Genomic DNA, 21,237 nt, shown 5'->3' with positions numbered 1-21,237 from the left:
AAAATTTCTTGGCACTTACCACCAGCCACGCGCGACCTCCCAGCTCCAATAATGAGAACCCGGCCAGGGTTGAACATCTGCCGCCCAGATTCTTGGTGCCGCATTGGCATCAGTCGCGGGGGCAATCGCATAACGATTGACGCTACGCGAGCCATCTTGCCAGAGGATGTTTTCCTCACACTGGGCCACTGTCTGATCGCCCAGCGGCAAGGCCTGCACGGAGGGGGCCGCGCATTGCCAGCTTGCCTGGCCCTGCGCATAGCCCTCTATCCCGTTGGCGCGCTGCCAGCGAGAGTGAATCACGTAGCTGGGCGTGGATTCGCTCCTGTCCAGCGCAGACATCAGCGTGGTCAGTGATACATCGCGTCGCATGTCCAGCAGGTCGGTCACGAAGCCGGCGGTACCGCTAAGCCAGCCGTTTTCCAGACGCACGAAGGCATGATCCGCGGTTTCGAAACGTGCCATCTCTGTCGTGCTCGAAGGCTGTCTTGCCGTCGATTCAACAGGCGTGGCGGAAGAGGGCAGGGCTGCCAGAGGTGTCAGCCCTGTGTGTTCTTGCTGATAGATCGCGTCCGTTGCGTCCATGTCTTTGCGGGGCGCTGTCTCCAGAGACGCCAGCACCACCATCCCGGTGTTGCCGTCATAGCTGAAGCGCAGCGTGGCATAGGGCAGGGCGCGCGCACGCTCGGCATCGAATTGATCGCTGCCGAGTATTGCGCTGGCCGTCTGCCCCAACTGCCCCTGCTCAAGTGCGGAGCAGCCCCCAAGCATCAATGCGCCGGACACAAGCAAAGGGGCCGCCAGGCGGCCACCCATCGTGATGGATGTCGGCTTCATGGTGATCAGAGGGTACCTGTGGTGCCGGTGGTGCCTGTCGTACCGGTAGACCCTGTAGTGCCGGTGGTCCCGGTCGTACCCGTTGTGCCAGTGGTCCCGGTCGTACCCGTTGTGCCAGTGGTACCGGTGGTGCCCGTTGTACCGTCGCCATCACCCGGCTCGCCGCCTTCATCTGGATCACTGCCGTCATCAGGGTCGGTGGTACCGGTAGAGCCTGTGGTCCCAGTCGTGCCGGTGGTCCCAGTCGTGCCGGTGGTACCAGTCGTGCCGTCGCCGTCATCTGGATCTGTGCCACCATCGCCACCATCGCCACCATCACCCGGATCAGTGCCACCATCGCCACCATCACCCGGATCAGTGCCACCGTCGCCGCCGTCACCCGGATCAGTGCCGCCGTCGCCACCGTCACCCGGATCAGTGCCGCCGTCGCCACCATCACCCGGATCAGTACCGCCGTCGCCACCATCGCCCGGATCAGTGCCACCGTCGCCGCCGTCACCCGGATCAGTGCCGCCGTCGCCACCGTCACCCGGATCAGTGCCGCCGTCGCCACCGTCACCCGGATCAGTGCCGCCGTCGCCACCGTTCCCCGGATCAGTACCGCCGTCGCCACCATCGCCCGGATCAGTACCGCCGTCGCCACCATCGCCCGGATCAGTGCCGCCGTCGCCACCATCGCCCGGATCAGTGCCGCCGTCGCCACCATCGCCCGGATCAGTGCCACCGTCGCCACCATCGCCCGGATCAGTGCCGCCGTCGCCACCGTCACCCGGATCAGTGCCGCCGTCGCCACCATCGCCCGGATCAGTGCCACCGTCGCCACCATCGCCCGGATCAGTGCCGCCGTCGCCACCGTCACCCGGATCAGTGCCGCCGTCGCCGCCGTCACCCGGATCAGTACTGCCATCACCACCAGTGCTACCGCCACTGCTGCCGTCACCACCGGAGGCGACAGTAGCAGCGACACCGACCGCCGCCGCCAGGCCAGCGGCGACAGCTGCAATGGTGCCAGCGGCCATGCCACCAGCGGCGCCAGCGCCTGCTGCCGTACCGCCAGTACTGCTGCTTCCTGTGCTGGAAGATCCTGTACTCGAGGGTGCCGAACCTGTCTGAGCCGGTGCTTCACTTTCGGCACGGGCTATCCCGGCAACCAAAGGGGATAAAGCCAGTCCCGCGATGACCAATGTTGTAGCAGTACGTTTCATGTGCGTTCCCTTGTCTTCCCGTGTAGGAAATTCTCACGCTCTCTGTGTTGGCACAGGCGATGATATGACTTGCTGGGCGATTGGTTCTTGTTGTGAAACAATGGAGGGTGTTGAGAGTTTGTCATGCACAACGTTCTATCGTCTCTTCTGTCAGGTTTCAATACGTGAATGTTGTGAAAATTAACAGAGTTCAGGTTGTTGGTCGACTGACATCTAACCGTAAACAACCTTCGAATATGATGATCGCATCGACATGCTTGACGAGAACGCCCTTGGGATCTCGACAATAATCACTAGAAATGGCAGTGGGCAAAAATCGGTCAATCTCAGAATAGAGGGTTCGGGTTTGAATTCTGGATCGTGAAACTCGGTATTTTTATTGGGAATACCATCTCAATATTGGTTGATAAATTTTTGATGGCTTGTCTAATCAACCCATAACTGAGTAACTGGTACTTTATGTAACCTTAGTGTTTCCAATTGATTTCAGTATGTGTGTTGGTCAGTTGTGGCTATGGTTTATGTCGCATTTTGGCTACGCAATTGTTCATGATCAGATGTGCTGCTATACAGGCTCTGGTGCTTAAGATCTGAAAAAATGATATAAATATCAATAATTTGGCCTGTATCTTCGCTGTAGCTTGCTCGGCGAGCAGCAAGGGGAATATGAATAAAGGGTGGAACGAAAGTCACAGAATGCAGTATCATGAGTCCCTTATTGAAATTCTGTGTTTCTTTTTTGCGACATGGTTAGGATGGGGCACCGGTTGAACGTCATGCCGTGTTGACGACACGCAGGAAGGATCTTGCGCATGCGGTGCTGGTGTCTCTACCAACGCTCGATAGATTTTTTCCTCAGCATTGTCGGTAACAGGCTGTCATGGCGTGTCAGCCATTGGATTTGTAGTGACTGGTACCATCCAAGCAGTGCGAGCCGATAGGATTGTACAAGTCTTATTGGTTTGAAACCTGAATTCTGTACGCATTTGAAAAAACAAGTCCTCATCTGATAGCACTGGCGATCTACAAGACGATTGCTCTGCTAGGGTTTGTTGCGTCTTGAATGTCGAGATGGCTTTTCTGGTTATTAAGTATCAGCTAATTGAATTTTGTGCTCAATATCTGCTCGCGAGATCAGCGTGTCGGGTTTTCCTCAAGAGGACTGACCTTGCTTTGAATCCGGGTTGCCACTCGCAGCAAGGCTATCTTGCGCCAGTGAAGGATTGATGCTGCCTGGGAAACAGGTGGCCAGGCAAGACACAAGCTTGAAGACATGAAGAGCTTCATGTCAGGGCCTCAGGGATGCGCCGTCAACCACCTTGGGGCGGTAGCGTGCCTAAAACCAAGTCGCGATCACGAACAGTCGATGGGGTCGGGGAGACACATCACAGGGCTTGCGCAATGCAGGCCGATATCAGATAGCTTTCTGGCTATCCTCGAGATTCACTCAGCGCATCCTTTCTCTACATTCTGTCTCTTCACCCTGACTGACACGTCGGGACTCCGCTGCTGGGCCAATTTTCGGTTGACGACTTTCGATTGACTACGTCGCGGACTGAGCACGACGCCTTCTCTTACAGGGCAGCATGAGGCTGCCCATTCCATCTTGCAGTTTTCGGGGGTTTTACATGATCAAGGTCACCATGTTTGGCAAGGGCTGTGCGCTGTCGCCGCGCCCCCGCCTGGCAATGACCACCGCGCTGTTGATTGCCATGTTGTCTACCACAGGTTGTGCTTTCGCACCGGGTAGCCATATGGATTATCAGGCAGAAACGGCAGATATCGATGAGTTGGTTGATATCCAGCCGATTACACCGGGGTTGGTGGCAAGCTATCGAGCAATGCATTCTCATAGTGGTCACCCTATGCCAGCTGAGCTTCGCGAGGCGATAGATGAGTATGTGTATCGCGTCGGGAAGGGGGACGTTCTCGATATCATTGTTTACGACCACCCGGAGCTGACATCACCTGCAGGAGAAGAGCGCGGTGCAGTGGAGGCTGGGAACTTAGTGCGCAATGATGGGACTCTTTTTTATCCTTATATTGGGCGCGTGAATGTCAGTGGTCTGACCTTGGACGAGATTCGTGACCTGCTGACGCGGCGCCTCTCGACTTATCTCACCGACCCTCAAGTGGACGTCAAAGTTGCTGCCTTTCGTTCCAAGCATGTTTATATCTCTGGTGAAGTCGGCACCCCGGGACAGTTACCCATCACGACTGAACCCCTCACTGTGCTCGATGCTTTGAGTCGAGTTGGCGGTGCAACATCACGTGCCAATTGGCATCGTGTGATTTTGACGCGTGATGGACAAGAAACCCAGATCTCACTATATGCGCTCATGCGCAAAGGTGATCAGCGAGAAAATCACCTATTACGAGATGGGGATGTAATACATATTACTAGCGCAGAGGACCAAGGAGTCGCAGTGATGGGGCAGGTACTACGCCCTGGCAATGTGGCTCTGGGGAACGAGAGGTTGACACTGACGAATGCGATTTCACGTTCTGGGGGAATCAACGAGACTAGTGCTGAAGCTTCCGGGATTTTTGTCATTCGCAGCAAGTCTGAGTCAGAACAGCAGCTGGCAACGGTCTATCAGCTCGATGTCAAAAATGCAGCAGCATTTACACTAGGTCAGCGATTTATCTTGGAACCTGGGGATATAGTCTATGTCACCACGGCACCTGTCGCTCGTTGGAATCGTGTTATAAGTCTGCTGCTACCAAGCGTCGAGCTGCCTGGATCTATAGTCGATACCTCAAGTGATATCAGCGATCGGTAGACACCTTATTGCTTTTATAAACTGAGCACGCGCAACACTTTATCTTTGCCTTCTTGCACCTTAACGCTCCGGTACTCTCATGCAACAGACTCCTACTACGGCCGCCTCAGCAGATGACGACCTCGATCTCGGACGGTTATTTGGCCTTTTGGTTGATCACAAATGGTGGATCCTCGCCATTACAGTCCTCTTCGGGGTGATGGGGAGCGTTTATGCCACGCTTCAGACCCCTATCTATCGCGCAGACTCACTCGTGCAGATTGAAAGTGGGGCGAATGCTGGTCCTATTCAGGGTCTAGCTTTCATGGCAGGCGAAGAATCCAAGATCGAGGCTGAACTAGGAATTTTGCAATCCCGTATGGTACTGGGACAGGCCGTTGACCAGCAGCAGCTCACCTTGTCAGTCTCACCGGTGCGTTTTCCAATCATTGGGGAGTTCCTCTCGCGCCAAGGTATGACAAAACCTAGCTTTTCTGACAAGAGTGTATGGGCTGGTGAGAACATTAGTGTCGCTAAGCTACAAATGGATACTGCATTAAATGGCCAGGCTCTACAAGTACGCATTCTCAATGAAAAACGATATAGAGTAGTACTAGCAGAGCGGGATCTAGGCGTTGGGGAGGTCGGAGTTAATGAAAGCTTTGCCGGTGGGAGTGTAGTACTACGTATTGCAGATATACAAGCAAGGCCGGGTTCGACTTTTAATTTGCGTTTGTCATCACGACTTGCAGCCATCAACAGTTTACGTGGTCGCTTAAGTATCAACTTGCAAGGTAAGGATAGCGGTCTATTGCAATTGGCTTTGCAAGGGCCTGATGCTGATCAGGCTCGTCGTACGTTGGATACCATTAGCGAAATCTATCTATTACAGAATGTTCAACGACAAGCTGCAGAAGCTGAAAAGAGTCTTGCTTTCCTTGAAGAACAAGCCCCAAAAATACGCAAGGAACTCGGTAATGCGGAGGATGTTCTGAATGCTTACCGCTCGAAGCAGGAAAGTGTTGACCTTTCCATGGAAACGCAAACGATGCTGACACGCTCAGTCGAGCTGGAAAAGCAACTTAATGAGCTGAATTTCTCTGAGAAGGAGCTCCGACGTCGTTTCACGCCAAGTCATCCACAGTACCAAGCGCTGATGGAGAAAAAAGCACAAGTAAGTAGAGAGAAAGAGCAGCTAGAGTCACAGGTGGAGGGGTTGCCGGAAACTCAACAGCAGATCTTGCGTATGCGCCGTGATGTAGAGGTCAACCAAGAAGTTTACGTTCAATTGCTTAACAAGATCCAGGAGATGCGTATTGCCAAGGCAGGTACCGTTGGCAATGTGAGGATACTGGATGAAGCTGTTGCACAGCCTGGCCCTATTGCCCCTCGCAAGAAACTCATAATTGTATTGACAACTCTGATGGGGGGCATGCTATCAGTGGTAGGTGTGTTGGTGTTGGGAATGCTACGGCGCGGTATCGAGACACCTGATCAGTTAGAAGCGCTCGAATTGCCGGTATACGCCACAGTCCCATTGTCAGATGAGCAAACGAAGCTTTCCGAAAAGAATAGTTATTATACTCAACACAAACTACGTAAGCTTAATCGAGAGCATGGGCTAAATGGCTTGCTGGCATTGCGAAACCCTACAGATATTTCTATCGAGGCACTGCGTGGCCTTCGTACTAGCTTACACTTCGCAATGCTGGAGGCACACAATAATTGTGTAATGATTACTGGCCCATCGCCCGGAGTCGGCAAAAGCTTTATTAGTGCTAATTTTGCTGCAGTATGTGCTCAGGGTACACAGCGTGTATTGGTGATTGATGCTGATATGCGCAAGGGGCGCATGCACGAGGCTTTCGGTGGTAAAAGTGCGGATGGTCTATCTGACTTGCTATCAGGTACCAAGCAGCTGGATGACGTGATTCGTATTAGTGATATTGACGGGCTCTCATTCATGTCCCGAGGGATTGCTCCACCTAACCCAGCGGAGCTTTTGATGCAAGAATCCTTCTCACGAATGCTACAGGAAGTCTCTGAGCGGTTTGACCTTGTCATCATTGATACGCCGCCGATACTCGCGGTGACAGATGCTGCTATTGTTGGCAAGCAGGTAGGTACTAGCCTATTGGTGGCACGCTTCTGTAAGAATCCACCTAAGGAGATCAGTGTGGCTAAGCAACGCTTGGGTAACAGTGGCGTATCGGTGAAAGGGGCAATCCTCAATGCTGTAGAGCGTAAGGCAGCCACTAGTTACGGCAATTATGGCTATTACAACTACAGCTATAAATGATCGTTATCGCCTTGGGGTAATGGAGCATATGGATGCTCGAAGGGAACTGCAATGAAAGAAGATACTACTACAATGGAACACCAGCGCCGTTACTCACGTCATTATGAACGGTTGATAGCGAGTAAGCGGTTACAAATATTTTTTGGTCTTTTGCTAGTGGTTGTATTACCTGCCATGTACCGCTGGGGTAGCGATTTTTGGTTGACCTCAACGACAGCGCAATGGAATGCCTTCATTGGCACCGCGGCAGCGTTTACGTTGTCAATGACTTTCGTCAATCGCTTGTGTCAGTTACCAGGCACCAAATCCTTCGCATATGTCATTCCTACGGTTACAGTGTCCTATGTAGTGCTGGTCATCTTCTATAGCCTATTGGAAATTGCTGTTTCTCGATTGCAGATCGGTATCTCTTTTGCTATGGCTGTGGTATTTGGCAGTATCTTCTATTACGTTGATTCCAAGCTTACTACTAAGCGGATGGCGGTAGTGCCTTTTGGGAAGGCCTTGACACTCTGTGTGCGGAAGAATGCCTCTGTCCGCTGGTACATGCTGAATAGCCCTTCGCTGGTTGATGTAAAGCGTATCGATGCTGTAGTAGCGGATCTGCGTGGTGATCTCCCAGAAGAGTGGCAACGCTTTCTGGCCGATTGCACCATTCACCGCATTCCTGTGTACCATGCCACTCAGGTGCACGAGATGATAACCGGCCGTGTGCTTCTGGATCACCTGTATGCTAATGAATTCGGATCGCTTTCACCTAATGAAGGTTATGAAGTGGTCAAACGCGGTCTGGATATCCTGGGGGCTCTGCTTTTGCTGCCATTGGTAAGTCCTATCATGGTACTTACGGCTATCGCCATCCGGTGTGATAGCCCGGGTCCGGCACTGTTCTGCCAGCCACGCATGGGCTTTCATTGCCGACCCTTCAGCGTCTATAAATTCCGGAGCATGTATACCGATCACAAGGGTCAAGGATTCACCGAAGGTGACAATGATCCGCGCATCACACGCGTAGGTCGAGTCATTCGCAAATATCGACTGGACGAGCTACCTCAGCTTGTGAACGTGCTTAAAGGCGACATGAGTTTCATCGGACCACGGCCAGAGTCCATGTCATTGGCTAGTTGGTATGAGAAGGATGTACCGTTTTTCCATTATAGGCATGTAGTGCGTCCGGGGATTTCAGGCTGGGCCCAGGTAGAGCAGGGTTACGCCGCAGAGGTTGATGGTATGATTCAGAAGCTGGAATACGATTTCTACTACATCAAGAACTTCTCCTTCTGGCTCGACATACTCATTGTACTTCGCACTATTCGTACCGTCGTGACAGGCAATGGAAGTCGCTGATTCGAGCGTAACACCAATCATGTGTGAAAATTAGTATCGCCATCCTGGCGGACACTAGCACATGGCATTGCAAAGTTTTACTTCTGATAGAGAGTCATATGTTCAATCAGCTCCTAGAATTGTACTCATTATTAACGGCTGAACAACGAAGAAAGCTGAAGCGCTTGCAGGTGCTCGTAGTGCTTATGGCCTTCGCAGAAATTGCCGGCGTCGCCTCTATTGGTCCTTTCATGGCTTTGGTAGGGGATATTTCTCGATTGCAAGGAGATGGTATTGTCGCTCAGATTTATCGCGCGAGTGGTATTGCAGAGCCCCGTGATTTTCTTTTCTGGCTTGGGGCCGGTGTGCTGGTCGTACTAACAGTAGCGGCATGTATATCGATGTTTACTGTTTGGAAACTCTCTATGTATGGGCAAGTAGTAGGTGCTGAACTCAGTAGCCGAATATTTAATTATTATATGCATCAGCCGTGGTTATTTCACGCAAATGGAAATAGTAGCCAGCTAACAAATAAAGTTTCTCAAGAGTGTCAGCGAGTTACCAATAATATTGTCAACTCACTAATGAAAATGAATGCGAAGGTAGTTTTAGTAAGTTTGATGATAGTTGGTATTTTTGTTTATAATCCTTTAGTAGCAATCACTGGGCTCTTTATATTTGTGATAGCGTATGCCTTACTATTTCGTACTGTCCGTCAAAAGTTAATACGTAATGGTGAGAATGTGTCGAAGGCACAACAATTACGTTTCAAGTTACTGAGTGAAGGTCTAGGTGGTATAAAGGATGTGCTGTTATTAGGGAGACAAGACATATTCACGGATCGCTTCGAAAAAGTTAGTATGAATTTTGCTAAATCGCAAGGAACCAATAATGCCTTAGCTATGTCTCCAAGGTATGCTATGGAACTAATAGCATTTGGTAGCGTAATATTTTTAATACTGTATCTTCTCTCTGCTCATAGTGGGGATTTAGGTGCTATCTTGCCTATACTATCTGTATATGCATTGGCTGGGTTTAAATTGTTACCGGCATTCCAGCAAATATATACTAGCTTATCTACTATACGCGGAAGTCTAGCTGCTTTTAATAACATACGTAATGACTTAAGCGAAAGTAAGGATACAGTGACAAGTGATTACACTGGTCTTAACGATAATAATGCGATAGTAAGTAATGATGCATTAAAGGTAAGGAGTAGTATAAATTTAGATAATGTTTCCTTCACGTATCCTGGAAAAAAATCTGCTGCATTAAACGCCTTATCCATGAATATTCCGGCAAACAAAACTATTGGAATTATCGGTTCATCGGGCTCTGGGAAGTCGACTGTAATTGATATTATTTTAGGTTTAATTGATCCGGATACTGGTAGCTTGTATATCGATCATACCCTTGTCAATAATAAGAATAAGCGAAGTTGGCAAAATACGATTGGTTTTGTACCTCAGTCAATTTTTTTATCCGACGGCTCTATTAGAGAAAATATTGCCTTTGGCATCCCAAATGAACAAATTGATGATGATAGAATTGATAGTGCGGTAATGATGGCACAATTGAATGATATGCTGTTAGATTTACCTGATGGGCTATTAACAAAAGTGGGTGAGAGAGGTGTCCAGTTATCTGGAGGTCAACGGCAACGAATAGGTATCGCAAGAGCTTTATACAATGATGCTGACATCCTCGTATTTGATGAAGCGACAAGTGCACTAGATGGTATTACTGAAAGATTGATAATGGATGCGATCGAAAGTTTGTCAGGCAGTAAAACAATAATAATTATTGCTCATCGACTAGCAACGGTTAAGGCATGTGACAATATTTACATGTTATCGCATGGTGCTGTAATAGCAGAAGGGAAATACCAATCTCTTTTAGAGTCCAATGAACAATTTAAAGCTATGCACAAACATTCTTAAAGTATATTTTATAGTTAACATCATAAAAGTCAAAAGGTGCGCTTAATGTATAATATTAGCGTTATAATCCCAGCATACAATGTTGAAAAATATATAGCTGATACACTTTTATCTATACTAAAACAGAGCTTGCTGCCTTATGAGATTATTGTTGTTGATGATGGTAGTACCGATTCCACATTACAAGTAATCAATGAGTTAAAAGTACATTCCCATCTTCCTTTAAAAGTTATATCTACAGATAATAGAGGCGTAGGCGAAGCTAGAAATATTGGTTTAAAGCATGCAAGTGGTAACTATGTCTACTTTTTGGATTCAGATGATTTAGTGAAACCAGAATTTATAAGCGAAATAACGCTAAAGATTAAAAATAATAATTTTCCAGATATAGTTTTCTTTGAAGCAGAGAGCTTCAATGATAATAATCTTAGTCAGTCAAGCTTTAAACCAGATTACGAGCGTGAGTTTACTGGGTATTATAGCGGAAGGTCATTTTTTTTAAATGAATATTTAAATCAAAAGAGCTTTTCTTCAAGTCCTTGTCTGTATATTTCCAAGTTAAATTTATGGAGCGATAATGCGCTGCAATATTGCGATTATTATCATGAGGATGAAGTGATTTTTCATCAATTAATTTTATCTGCAGATACTTTCCTAGTCCTGAACGATTCTTATTATTTTAGGCGTATTAGGCAGGATTCAATTATGACACAGGGTAAAAACTCAAAACATGCTTTGGGAATCGAGGCAGTTTTAGATAGTACAAGCTATGCATATAGCTATTCGAAAAATAGTGTAGAGAAAAATTTTTTGAAGAAAAGGGGTTATAGCTTTATATATAAGTATTTTAACGTTTGCAAACAGTCTAAAAAAAAGTTAAGTTTTATTAAATCATTGAAGTATACGTGGAGGTTTAAAAGTCCATATATATTCGCGAAATTAATTTACTATAGGTTGTTAAAATAATCATATTTGATTAATTTTTATGAGTTTGGCCAAAGGTTATAATGCAACTCCTGATTTTCTGTAGTCTATTACACTTGCGTCATGCTAATAACTAAACCTTACCGATCATGCCTCTACCCAAGTTTGTCCCACTTAAGGCTGATGCCTTCGAACCATTGCTCAATGTTTGGGACGGTCTTCTTCTACAATTAATCGCAAAATCATCGATATAATGATTCAGAGGTGGGCTACCGAGCTTACTGAGCGCAAGCCTGACGACTCAGGTGTCGGCATTTTGCTGGCCCGAGCGTAAGCTTTACATCGGTAGTGTGTGGCTCAGGTCTGTCGCGCACCTACTTCGGTGCTACTTATCATCAAAGCAGACCCCCTACATGGCTAGGTTCTGTACGAAAAGTTGGCTCGTAGACAGCGGCGTATGCAAGCTACGCATACCATCGCATAAAAGCTACGGGCCAACTTCTCATATCGCGTCGCAATACGACGGAACTCTTTCAACCAACTGAAAGAGCGCTCCACGATATTTCGCTGACGGTACATGGGTTTATCGAATCCCCGTGGGAGACCTGGCCGGGGTTTCCGCTTCATCTTTCGTTGAGCGATGATCGGCTTGATTCGTACACGGTCGCAGTAACGGCGTAACTCGTCACTGTCATAGCCCTTGTCTGCCACGATGTAGCGGCAACGTTTTCGTGGCCGACCAAGACTCCCCGGTAGATGAACCTTTTCCAGAGTGGGCATGAAGTGCCGTGTATCCGACTCTTGCCCCGCCGACAGTGTGAAGGCAATCACAGATCAAATGGATTTTGGTCGTGATGCCGCCACGACTCCGGCCCAACGCATGGTCTAAGGGTTCCTCAGATCCCCCTTTTTGCCTCCACCAGCGGAGGCCCGTGTTGTACGAACGGCGGTTGAGTCGATCATCCAGGTCTCGAGATCCATCAGGCCATCTTCACGAAGCCGAAGTTGAAGCCGCGCCAAGACCGCCTCAAAGGTACCGTCATCACGCCATTGTCGGAACCTGGCGTAGACAGTACTCCAAGGGCCATAACGTTCGGGAAGGTCGCGCCACTTGGCGCCAGAACATAGGGCCCAAAAGATGCCGTTCAGCATCTGTCTGTCGTTTTTCCTGGGCCTGCCCATAGATTGAGGCGCTGAGACAATGTCTTCGATCAACTGACATTGGCTATCCGAGATTTCGTAGCGTCCTGCCATACCGCACCTATGCTGGATATGCATGGGCCACATTAGCCAAAATGACTTTTCGTACAAAACCTAGTAAGTGTTATGGTATTTATCGTCTATTGAAATGATTTGGTGAGAAAATTGGATAAAAATTTAGTTAGTGTAATAATCCCAACTTATAATAGGGAGTCATTAGTAATTGACTCCTTAAATAGTATTTTAGAGCAGTCTTATAGACCTATTGAAATTGTCTTGGTGGATGATGGATCTACAGATAATACTGTGAGTGTTGTCCGTAAATGGAGAAATCGGATAGGTGACCATACAGATTTTACTGTTAATATAGTGCAGCAGTCTAATTTAGGCGCTCCTAGTGCTCGTAACTTAGGAATAAAAAAATCCAAAGGCAGGTATATACAGTTTTTTGATTCAGATGATTTGCTCGATGCAAAAAAAATTGATATTCAGGTTTCTTACTTGAAAAATAACCTTAATATTGATTATGTATATGCTCGTGCACAAATTTTTGAAAATGTCATTGGGGATACTGATAAGTTTATTGGCTCGGAAAGATCAGGCACAATAGCTGGGCACATGGGTGCACATGCATTAAAGACAGATTTAGGAATTTATAGGCGTAGAATAATTGAAAAAATGGGTTTTTGGAATGAAAATATGAAAGTCTGGCAAGAGGGAGAATATAACCTACGTTTATTCACAAATAAAGCCAATATACACTATATGCCAGAAGTTTTAGCTTACTATCGTATCCATAACAATGGACGTATATCCTCTAATATTTCGGAATATAAATTTATAGATAGCTTAAAGTCCACGGAAGAGACTGCTGTGAGGGGCTTAGAACGTCATGAACTGAGAGATTTTTATGATGCCTTAACGTCTCGATACTATAGTATATTTAAGCATTCGGTTGAAAGTCAATCGCCGCATGTTGCGTTTAAAGCCGCACGTAAATCCTTTATTCCAGCCATTCGTGCCCATAATCTTGGAAAAATCTTTAAAAGTACAGTATTAATTCTATTATGTGCGACATTACCTGTGAGTATTAATCGATTATTACTAAGAAAGTTCAGGTAATAATATACTCTCCTTTTACGACCCCACATTTAAATTTAGAACTTTTTGGATTCTATGAAAATCATACACATTTTAGAGTGCTGGGGGAATGCAGGTACTGAGCGATATGTTACAAACTTAGTAAATGCATCTAATAAAAGTATAAACCACCTAGAATTTGCTATTTTAGGTGAGATATCACATCGCTCAAGTTGTACTTTTCTACCTGGTCGTATTAAGAATTTTTGTAACAATAAATCACCTGTAATTGCTCTAATATTTTATATACTCAAAACAAAAACTAAAGATACGATATGCCACTTACACTTATACTCGTCAATTTTTCCCGTATCTTTGTTGCTTAAAATAATAGGTGTAAAATTTGTTATTACATATCACGTACCACTTTCTCAGTGGAACGTAAAGCATAGAATACTTTGGATAGCGTCGGGCTATTTGGCTGATAAGAGAATTGCTGTATCGAGTTTTATTCGTGAAGAATTTAAGAAGTTTTTTACTACCAGAGTCATTTTTCCTCCAGTATGGAGTAAGGCTGATATACCAAAAGATCAAGAATTAAAACCATCAATAAGCTCAGAAATACAGACACTTAAAATTATATGTGTAGGTAGACTGGAAAATAAACAAAAAGACTGGCTAACACTCATCGATGCAATTTCTCAACTGACCCTAGCGAGTCAAAATATAGTCAGTGTTTTAATAATCGGCGACGGTCCGGATAAAGAAATAATACAAGATTACATAGCAAAACATAATCTTGGCAAAGTTATAGAGCTAAAAGGACATCTTGAGAAAGACCAAGTGTTTGCGTATCTTGAAGAATCTTCGATATCGGTGCTTCCTTCTAAATTTGAAGGCTTTGGAATGTCGGCAGTAGAAAGTATGTCACGGGAAAGCCTTACGATAACAAGCGACTTTCCTGCTTCGTTTGACTTTATACAACATGGGGTTACTGGATATCACTTTAAAGTTGGTGATTCTAAGGGCTTAGCTGTTATTCTTGAGCTAGTTATAAATGATGATAAACTGAGAAATAAGGTCGCTTTACAAGGAAAAAAATTTGCGCGTCAGGAATTCAGCGATAGCCTATGTGCTTTAGAGTATTATAAGCTGTATAATTCTCTTTAACCTTTAAAGGATAGTTGAGGATGAGATTTTGTTTTGTAGATCGAGATAGCGCACATTCAATATGGTCTTTGATAGATAAAATTGCACAGTCTCTGATTGAAAATGATCATAAAGTTATTTATTGTATCCTAAGGGAGGAAGGAAGTACACATACTCGCTCATATCCTGATGGTGTTGAAATTAAATATATTGAAGTACCACGTAAGAAAAATATTTTATTTTTACTAATAGCTATCATCCGATTTACGAGAATATTCAAAAAAATAGTCAGTTGCATTGATGTGCTACATACAAACTTTGCTTATCCTGGAGTTTTTGCGAAGTATATTGCATCTAAGCATAACGTTAAGGTTATTACTACCCACCATGAAATTTACTCTTCTATGAATTTTTATTGGAGAATAATGGTTAGGTTGACACAAAAAATGACCGATGCCGGTGTGTACATATCTGACCAAGTTTGTGAATCATTTAAACCTTTACATAATTTGCCCAGAAGAGAAATAACTATAAAGAATGGTGTAGATATAAGCTACTTATCCACTTTTTGGCCTGACTCATCGGTATCGAATGATAAATACCGAGTTGTATGTCCTGGGCGGCTTGTGCCTGAAAAAGGGCAGCAATACCTTCTTGATGCTTGGCCGGCTGTATTGCTGAAGTATCCAACAGCTCAACTGTATATTATTGGTTCTGGTACTAATAAAGCCTATTTGCAAGATAGGGCAAAGGCACTTGGAATAATAGCTAATACTCATTTTACGGGTTGGTTACCAAAAGAAGATACACTCAAGTTGATGTCGACAGCCGATACCTGCGTCATACCTAGTGATGGAACTCAAGAAGGTTTTGGTTTGGTTGTAGCTGAGGTTATGGCAATGAAAGTACCATTAGTTTGTTCTGATATTCCAGTATTTAGAGAAATAGCACAAGATACTGCAATATTTTTTACTAAATGTAATAGTATTGCATTAAGCAAGGAGCTAATCAACACGATAAATATTGAAAACAACGTAAAAAATAGAACTGATGCTGCCTTTACACGTGTTAATACATGTTTTGATGAGAAAATTATGGTAAATAACTATTTAGAGTTATATAATAATTTATTAGACAAAAATGAGGGGCGCCGTGAGCTCATCTAATCAAATACCTATATTCGTAATTAGTCTTAGCGATGCCAGCGAAAGGCGAAATTCTATAAGAAATAAACTTGATAAATTAAAACTTGATTACCAAATTATTGATGCCGTGGATGGACGTAAACACGATTTTAGAGAAAGTCATAAAGACGTCATCGATGAAGAATGGTATAAAAAAAGAAAAGGGGATCCTTTAAAAGCTTCAGAGATAGCCTGTTCACTTTCTCATATTAACATTTATCTTCAGATGTCTAAGAATGACATTAAAGAAGCCATTGTTTTAGAAGATGACGCTATTCCTGTGGATGATTTTAGTAAGTTTGCAAAAAAAGAAATGCCTGAGTCTGCTTACTGTAATATTACAATACTTCACATATATAATCAGCAATATGCCATTCGAAAAAGGATAGTATTGGATAATATATATAGCTTGTATACGCCTTACCAAAGATTTCTAGGAGCTTGTGGTTATTATATAAAGTTATCAGCTGCTGAGCATTTGTACAATAAAGCATTACCAGTCTGGTCAACATCTGACTGGCCTATAGCTATAGAAAAAGTTTTTGATGCCAAAGGTATTGAGCCTCCTCTAGTAAACCAATCCAATGATTTCGATAGTCAGATACAAACATATAAGTCACGCTCAATACCTATGCATGTATTATTAGGTAGACTCTTTTTAATTCCCACAATTATTTATCCAAGTTATTTTGGATCTAGGTGGAAATCACTATACGCTTGGCAAGCAGTTGTTAGAAGAATTAAAGTTAAATTTTTTGCACGAAAGCCATCGAGCAATTAATAATGGAGTTTCTCATGTGTTGTCCTAAAGTGAGTGTAATTATTACGGTTTACAATGAGAAAGAATTAATTTCTCGTGCAATTCAATCTATCCTAAATCAGACTTTAGGAAATATAGAGATTCTTGTTGTCGATGATGGATCTGATGATGGGACGGCTGACGTACTAAAATCCATCGCTAGTGTTAATAGCAATGTTCGCTTTATTCTGGCTGATAGAATAGGGCGTGCTCATGCCCTTAAATTGGCTTGCGAAGAAGCTAAGGGTGAATATATTGCAAACTTAGACGCTGATGATGTTGCATATCCGGAAAGATTAAAACTTCAAACAAATTTTTTAGATAATAATCTAGACCATGCATGGGTTGGTTGTGGAGAAGAAAGACGAGATAGCCAAAGAGATGAACATATTAATCGTGTTTATCCACTGACAGATTTTGAAATACGTAAACAGTGCGCCAAGTGTATTCCCTATACTCATAGTGGTATTACCTTCAGGAAATCTCTAATTGATGAAGGAATAAATTACGATCCTACTCAGCCTTATTTAATTGACTTTGAATTTTTTCTACGTGTTGCTAAAAAATACAAGGTCGCGAACCTTCCAGAAATATTGGCCTGTCGTTATGTGAGAAATGAAAGTTTTTTTCAAAGTCGGTTCAAAACTCAAAAGCAGAATCGTAGATTGGCAAGGTTCGGCCTACAGTCAGTATTTTGGTTTAGACTTTCTCCGCATTATATTGTATACCCGATTGCACGCTTGATATATCCGTTACTACCTAACCTGATCAAGAAAAAAGTACGTGCAGGTCAAGGGCTTAGTGAGGGTAAAGGAACAACTTAATGTTTTTTTATATATCGATAATATTTGCATTATGTGTTCTTTTCATACTGTTTAAGTGGATAGCCAAAGCTCCTGAAAGAGGTATTTATACCGCCTTTTTTGCATCTGGAATATTAAATACGATATCACTAGGACCTTTGAGGGAAAAGGTGGGGCTTACTGAAGTCGTGGTGGTAATAACGTGGTTTGCAATGCTCTTCAACCGTAAATGGATGAGTCTTAGAATAAGGTTTTCAGGTTACCAAGTATTGGCCCTTATATTTTTAGCTGGTTTTATATTGATTGAATGGATTTCATTCTCTATCAATAATGTAAGCTACTATGGCCATCTTACAGGTAGCTTGGTCGAATCTTTGAATATAACATATGGTGCGTTGATGATGGCTACTGTATTGTTACTGATTCAAACCGAAGATCAATGGAAAAAATGTATCATAGGTTGGTTATGTGGTTCTGCTGTCGTAGTTACCGTTGGCTTATGGGCAATGACTGGAACCGCACCATCATGGACTATAGATGAGTTCACAGGACGTATATCATCTACTTTTAAATTTGAAAATCAAATGGCGTCTTATCTAATACCATTGATGGTTATTGTACTAGCTTGGTGTGTGACTCGTACTATATCTACTAATTTACGTAATGTTATATTGCTATTGATAGCTGGTATGGCAACAGTATTGATTGGTACAGGTAGCCGTACTGCCTTTTTACTTATTATATTAGTAGCTCTCTGTATGGCTGCTTTATACATGTTTCAATTTAATAATAATGCACTTAGACGTGGCTATCTAGGGGGGGCAATTATTACTTTTATCGCCGGATTGGTCCTCTATGTTGTTGCTGTAATGAGCATGTTTGATGGTGTATATCAACTAGGCAAGACACCTTCTTGGCAAAGACCTGTCGTCATGATGTATCAGAATATGACCGAGGGGAAAGGGCTTGATGAAACTCGAGAAGAACAAGCCAGTGTTGTTCTTGATAACGCCGATACAGCCATTTTCATCGGAAATGGTCCAAAGCTATACGGTTCCAAATTTCATATCTCGGAGATACACAATACATACGCTGGTATATTTATAGAGACAGGTATTGTAGGCCTAGCCTTATTATGTTTTTTCTTGTCAATTCCTCTCCTTACATCTACTAAGGCTCTTGCTAGTCCTGAAATGAAACTATTATTCATTGCAGCGGCAATGGGGTTTGTATTGCTGCTTGCTTATAACCTTACTATGTATGGATTAAGGCAAAGAACGATTTGGTTGATGGCTGGTTTGTTATTGAGTGCTAGTTCTGTATCCCGGCATTGGAAAGCAAAATTCATATGAAAATAATATTTGTTGAGAGTTATCCACAAGTCATTTTTGGGCAACAAAAAACCTTGTTGAGCTTGCTAGGGACCTCTCGGGATGCCAAGCATCATTCCATTTTGGCTACTACGAGTCATGGACCTTTTGTTGACACAGCTAAAGCCGAAGGGTTTGATTCTACCATCTTACCATACCCAGAGTCTTTATCTACTTATGGAGGCGCTATATACCGCTATGGCTGGCGTAGAAAGATTGGCATGCTTTTCCAGCTTGGAAACTATATCCTGGAACTTCGGAAATGGTTGAAGGTTATATCTCCGAATATCCTTTTCTGTAATGATATGCGTGGTTTGCTCACAATGGGCGTTGCTGCAAAATCTCTTGGTATACCAGTTGTCATCTGGGATAAACTGGATAAGCCACATGGCATCCTCGACTGGTTTCAACTCCCTCTGGTCAAGTTGAATATCGTGATTTCTGATGCAGTAGAGGTAAAGTACCCCAATTGGCAAAAACGTCTATATAGAAAGCGGATCATCAAGAACTATAATGGAGCATTGCTAAGTAGGTTTGATGATATTTCGTCGGCTAGAGCTAGTCTTGGACTTTTTCCTGAGCATATTGCTTTCGCGATGGTGGGTTCCATCAATGAACGCAAAGCACAGGATCGTATATTGCGCTTGATGCCTGAACTAGCTGAACGCTGCCCCAATGCAAGAGTTCTTATCGTTGGTGAGGCTGAAGATGGCGCTCTGGAGTACTTTGAAAGTCTACCTAACGTTGACCACCCTCATGTCATCCACACTGGTTTCAGGGACGATATACCCCAGATCATGGCGAGCATTGACAGTCTCTTGATTCTTTCCAGGCAGGAAGGAATGGGCCAAGTCACTGTTGAAGCCATGGCCGCGAGTAGACCTGTCATTGGTACGCGTGCAGGTGGTATCCCTGAAGTCGTAGTTGACGGTGAGACAGGCTTGCTGGTGGAAGGGGATGATGATGAAGCGCTGCTCAATGCTATTGCTCAACTATGTGATGATCCAGATAAAAGGCAACGCATGGGCAGTGCAGGACGTGCTCGTGTAGAGGCCAATTTTGATCGTCCCAAGCAACACCGCAAGGTGATCAAGTTGATGGAACAGTTGGTTGAGGGGGCACGATGACTGCGCCAATACTTCATATTACTCACTTGCAACTATTACCCCTCTTGAGTGGTGTTCAGCGTGTATCACTTGATGAGCTTGAAAGGTTGGATAGTCAAACGAGGAAAGTCCTGGTCTGTCAGAGTCGAGGTCCTCTGACCGAAGGCGCTGAAGCCAGCGGTGCTGCCGTTATCGTGGCTCCGGATCTTGTGCGGGAAATCAATCCGATACGGGATATGAAAGCCCTCTGGTATCTCTGGAAGTGCTTTCGACGTGAAAAATTTGATGTTGTTCATACGCACTCCAGCAAGACCGGTGTGATAGGCCGATTGGCAGCAAGGTGGGCAGGTGTGCCATGTATCGTTCATACTGTGCATGGATTCGCCTTCCCCGCAGCGACAAGCACGCTGCAACGTAAAATCTTTCATGCGATGGAATGGATAGGCGCCCGCTGCTCTCATCGGGTTGTCTGTCTGCATGAGGATGATGCCAGAATTTGCCGAGATGAGTTGGGGTTGTCTGATGAGCGCATCGAGATCATGGCGAATGGAATAGACCTTCAAAAATTCCACCCGTTATCTCCTGAGGCTAATCGTGATGCCTTGAGAGAGGGGGCAGGCCTTCCAGCTGATCGTAAACTGGTCATGATGGTAGGGCGATTATGGGAGCAGAAGAACCCGGCGTGCCTCGTTGAAGCTTACTGCCAACTCTGGGAGTCAGGTGACCCAGGAGCAGACCTGGTACTGGTGGGGGACGGTGCCTTGAAGGAGTCCCTGGAAGCTAGGGTCAAGCTTGCAGGCCTTGAGTCACATGTCCATTTTCTGGGGTGGCGGACTGATACGCCGGAACTGCTTCGTCTCTGCGATGTCTTTGTCTTGCCTTCTCGGTGGGAAGGAATGCCCTTGGCGATCCTTGAAGCGATGGGTTGCGGGCTGCCAGTCATCGTCTCGGACATCCCCGGGAATCGACATCTTGTCCGCGATGCGGAGAATGGGCTGCTGTTCCCCGTGGAAAACGCTGGGTCTCTGGCCAGTGCGTTGGTAGAGCTGCTCGAGAATGCTAGCTTACGTATCCGCTTGGGCGCCGCCGGCAGAGCCAAGGTAGAGGCTGAGCATGATATTCAACAGAGAGTACGAAACATGGAAGCGCTGTATCGTGACGTGTTAAGCGCTGGTGACTAGCCAAGATGTCTGATATCCGGCCTTGCTACCATGGCCGTTCATTTTCACTATGTTGGCTTTCTTCGCCACTTC

15 protein-coding genes and 1 pseudogene are annotated in these 21,237 nt (G+C 45.0%); 13 read left to right on the top strand and 3 right to left on the bottom strand.

Features of this window, described 5'->3' with window-relative positions:
- Positions 1 to 15: 15 nt before the first annotated feature.
- On the bottom strand, positions 16 to 735 hold the full coding sequence (locus H2O77_RS11190) for a hypothetical protein (RefSeq protein WP_215823075.1): 720 nt from the start codon (positions 733 to 735) through the stop codon (positions 16 to 18).
- A 10-nt stretch (positions 736 to 745) separates the two neighbouring features.
- Positions 746 to 1,972 carry a hypothetical protein gene (locus H2O77_RS11185; RefSeq protein WP_215823074.1) on the bottom strand — a complete coding sequence of 409 codons (1,227 nt, stop codon included), beginning with the start codon at positions 1,970 to 1,972 and terminating at the stop codon, positions 746 to 748.
- A 1,698-nt stretch (positions 1,973 to 3,670) separates the two neighbouring features.
- Between H2O77_RS11185 and H2O77_RS11180 the strand changes: the two genes are divergently transcribed.
- The 5 genes from H2O77_RS11180 to H2O77_RS11160 all read left to right on the top strand — a co-directional run bounded on the left by H2O77_RS11180 (position 3,671) and on the right by H2O77_RS11160 (position 11,335).
- A complete protein-coding gene (locus H2O77_RS11180) occupies positions 3,671 to 4,825 on the top strand; it encodes a polysaccharide export protein (RefSeq protein ID WP_240548586.1) in 1,155 nt (384 codons plus the stop codon).
- A 79-nt stretch (positions 4,826 to 4,904) separates the two neighbouring features.
- Positions 4,905 to 7,103, top strand: a complete 2,199-nt coding sequence (locus H2O77_RS11175) for a polysaccharide biosynthesis tyrosine autokinase (RefSeq protein WP_215823073.1) — start codon at positions 4,905 to 4,907, stop codon at positions 7,101 to 7,103.
- 51 nt (positions 7,104 to 7,154) lie between these two features.
- Positions 7,155 to 8,450, top strand: coding sequence for an exopolysaccharide biosynthesis polyprenyl glycosylphosphotransferase (locus tag H2O77_RS17930; RefSeq protein ID WP_240548585.1), 1,296 nt, complete (start codon positions 7,155 to 7,157; stop codon positions 8,448 to 8,450).
- Positions 8,451 to 8,548: 98 nt separating this feature from the next.
- Complete coding sequence (locus H2O77_RS11165) at positions 8,549 to 10,369, top strand: ABC transporter ATP-binding protein (RefSeq protein WP_215823072.1); 1,821 nt, start codon at positions 8,549 to 8,551, stop codon at positions 10,367 to 10,369.
- A gap of 45 nt (positions 10,370 to 10,414) precedes the next feature.
- The gene (locus tag H2O77_RS11160) at positions 10,415 to 11,335 is read left to right on the top strand and encodes a glycosyltransferase family 2 protein (protein ID WP_215823071.1); all 921 of its coding nucleotides are present in this window, start codon (positions 10,415 to 10,417) and stop codon (positions 11,333 to 11,335) included.
- A 375-nt stretch (positions 11,336 to 11,710) separates the two neighbouring features.
- Here H2O77_RS11160 and H2O77_RS11155 read toward each other — a convergent pair.
- Positions 11,711 to 12,547: pseudogene (locus tag H2O77_RS11155) on the bottom strand (IS5 family transposase).
- A gap of 102 nt (positions 12,548 to 12,649) precedes the next feature.
- Between H2O77_RS11155 and H2O77_RS11150 the strand changes: the two are divergent.
- Genes H2O77_RS11150 through H2O77_RS11115 form a run of 8 tightly spaced genes read left to right on the top strand, consistent with a single transcriptional unit; the run spans position 12,650 to position 21,165 of the window.
- The gene (locus H2O77_RS11150) at positions 12,650 to 13,615 is read left to right on the top strand and encodes a glycosyltransferase family A protein (RefSeq protein ID WP_215823070.1); all 966 of its coding nucleotides are present in this window, start codon (positions 12,650 to 12,652) and stop codon (positions 13,613 to 13,615) included.
- 54 nt (positions 13,616 to 13,669) lie between these two features.
- The gene (locus H2O77_RS11145; protein ID WP_215823069.1) at positions 13,670 to 14,743 is read left to right on the top strand and encodes a glycosyltransferase; all 1,074 of its coding nucleotides are present in this window, start codon (positions 13,670 to 13,672) and stop codon (positions 14,741 to 14,743) included.
- Positions 14,744 to 14,763: 20 nt separating this feature from the next.
- Positions 14,764 to 15,888, top strand: coding sequence for a glycosyltransferase family 4 protein (locus H2O77_RS11140; protein ID WP_215823068.1), 1,125 nt, complete (start codon positions 14,764 to 14,766; stop codon positions 15,886 to 15,888).
- Entirely contained in the window at positions 15,875 to 16,687 is an 813-nt protein-coding gene (locus H2O77_RS11135) for a glycosyltransferase family 25 protein (RefSeq protein ID WP_215823067.1), read from the top strand. The genes H2O77_RS11140 and H2O77_RS11135 overlap by 14 nt, the downstream gene beginning before the upstream one ends.
- A gap of 14 nt (positions 16,688 to 16,701) precedes the next feature.
- A complete protein-coding gene (locus tag H2O77_RS11130) occupies positions 16,702 to 17,529 on the top strand; it encodes a glycosyltransferase family 2 protein (protein WP_215823066.1) in 828 nt (275 codons plus the stop codon).
- Entirely contained in the window at positions 17,529 to 18,860 is a 1,332-nt protein-coding gene (locus tag H2O77_RS11125; protein WP_215823065.1) for an O-antigen ligase family protein, read from the top strand. Before H2O77_RS11130 ends, H2O77_RS11125 begins: the two co-directional genes overlap by 1 nt.
- Positions 18,857 to 20,005 carry a glycosyltransferase family 4 protein gene (locus H2O77_RS11120; RefSeq protein ID WP_215823064.1) on the top strand — a complete coding sequence of 383 codons (1,149 nt, stop codon included), beginning with the start codon at positions 18,857 to 18,859 and terminating at the stop codon, positions 20,003 to 20,005. Before H2O77_RS11125 ends, H2O77_RS11120 begins: the two co-directional genes overlap by 4 nt.
- The gene (locus tag H2O77_RS11115; RefSeq protein WP_215823063.1) at positions 20,002 to 21,165 is read left to right on the top strand and encodes a glycosyltransferase family 4 protein; all 1,164 of its coding nucleotides are present in this window, start codon (positions 20,002 to 20,004) and stop codon (positions 21,163 to 21,165) included. The genes H2O77_RS11120 and H2O77_RS11115 overlap by 4 nt, the downstream gene beginning before the upstream one ends.
- Positions 21,166 to 21,237 lie beyond the last annotated feature (72 nt).

The sequence above is a fragment of the Cobetia sp. 4B genome (assembly GCF_018831605.1).
Lineage (GTDB): Bacteria > Pseudomonadota > Gammaproteobacteria > Pseudomonadales > Halomonadaceae > Cobetia > Cobetia amphilecti.
This window is presented reverse-complemented; position numbering and strand designations above follow the sequence as displayed.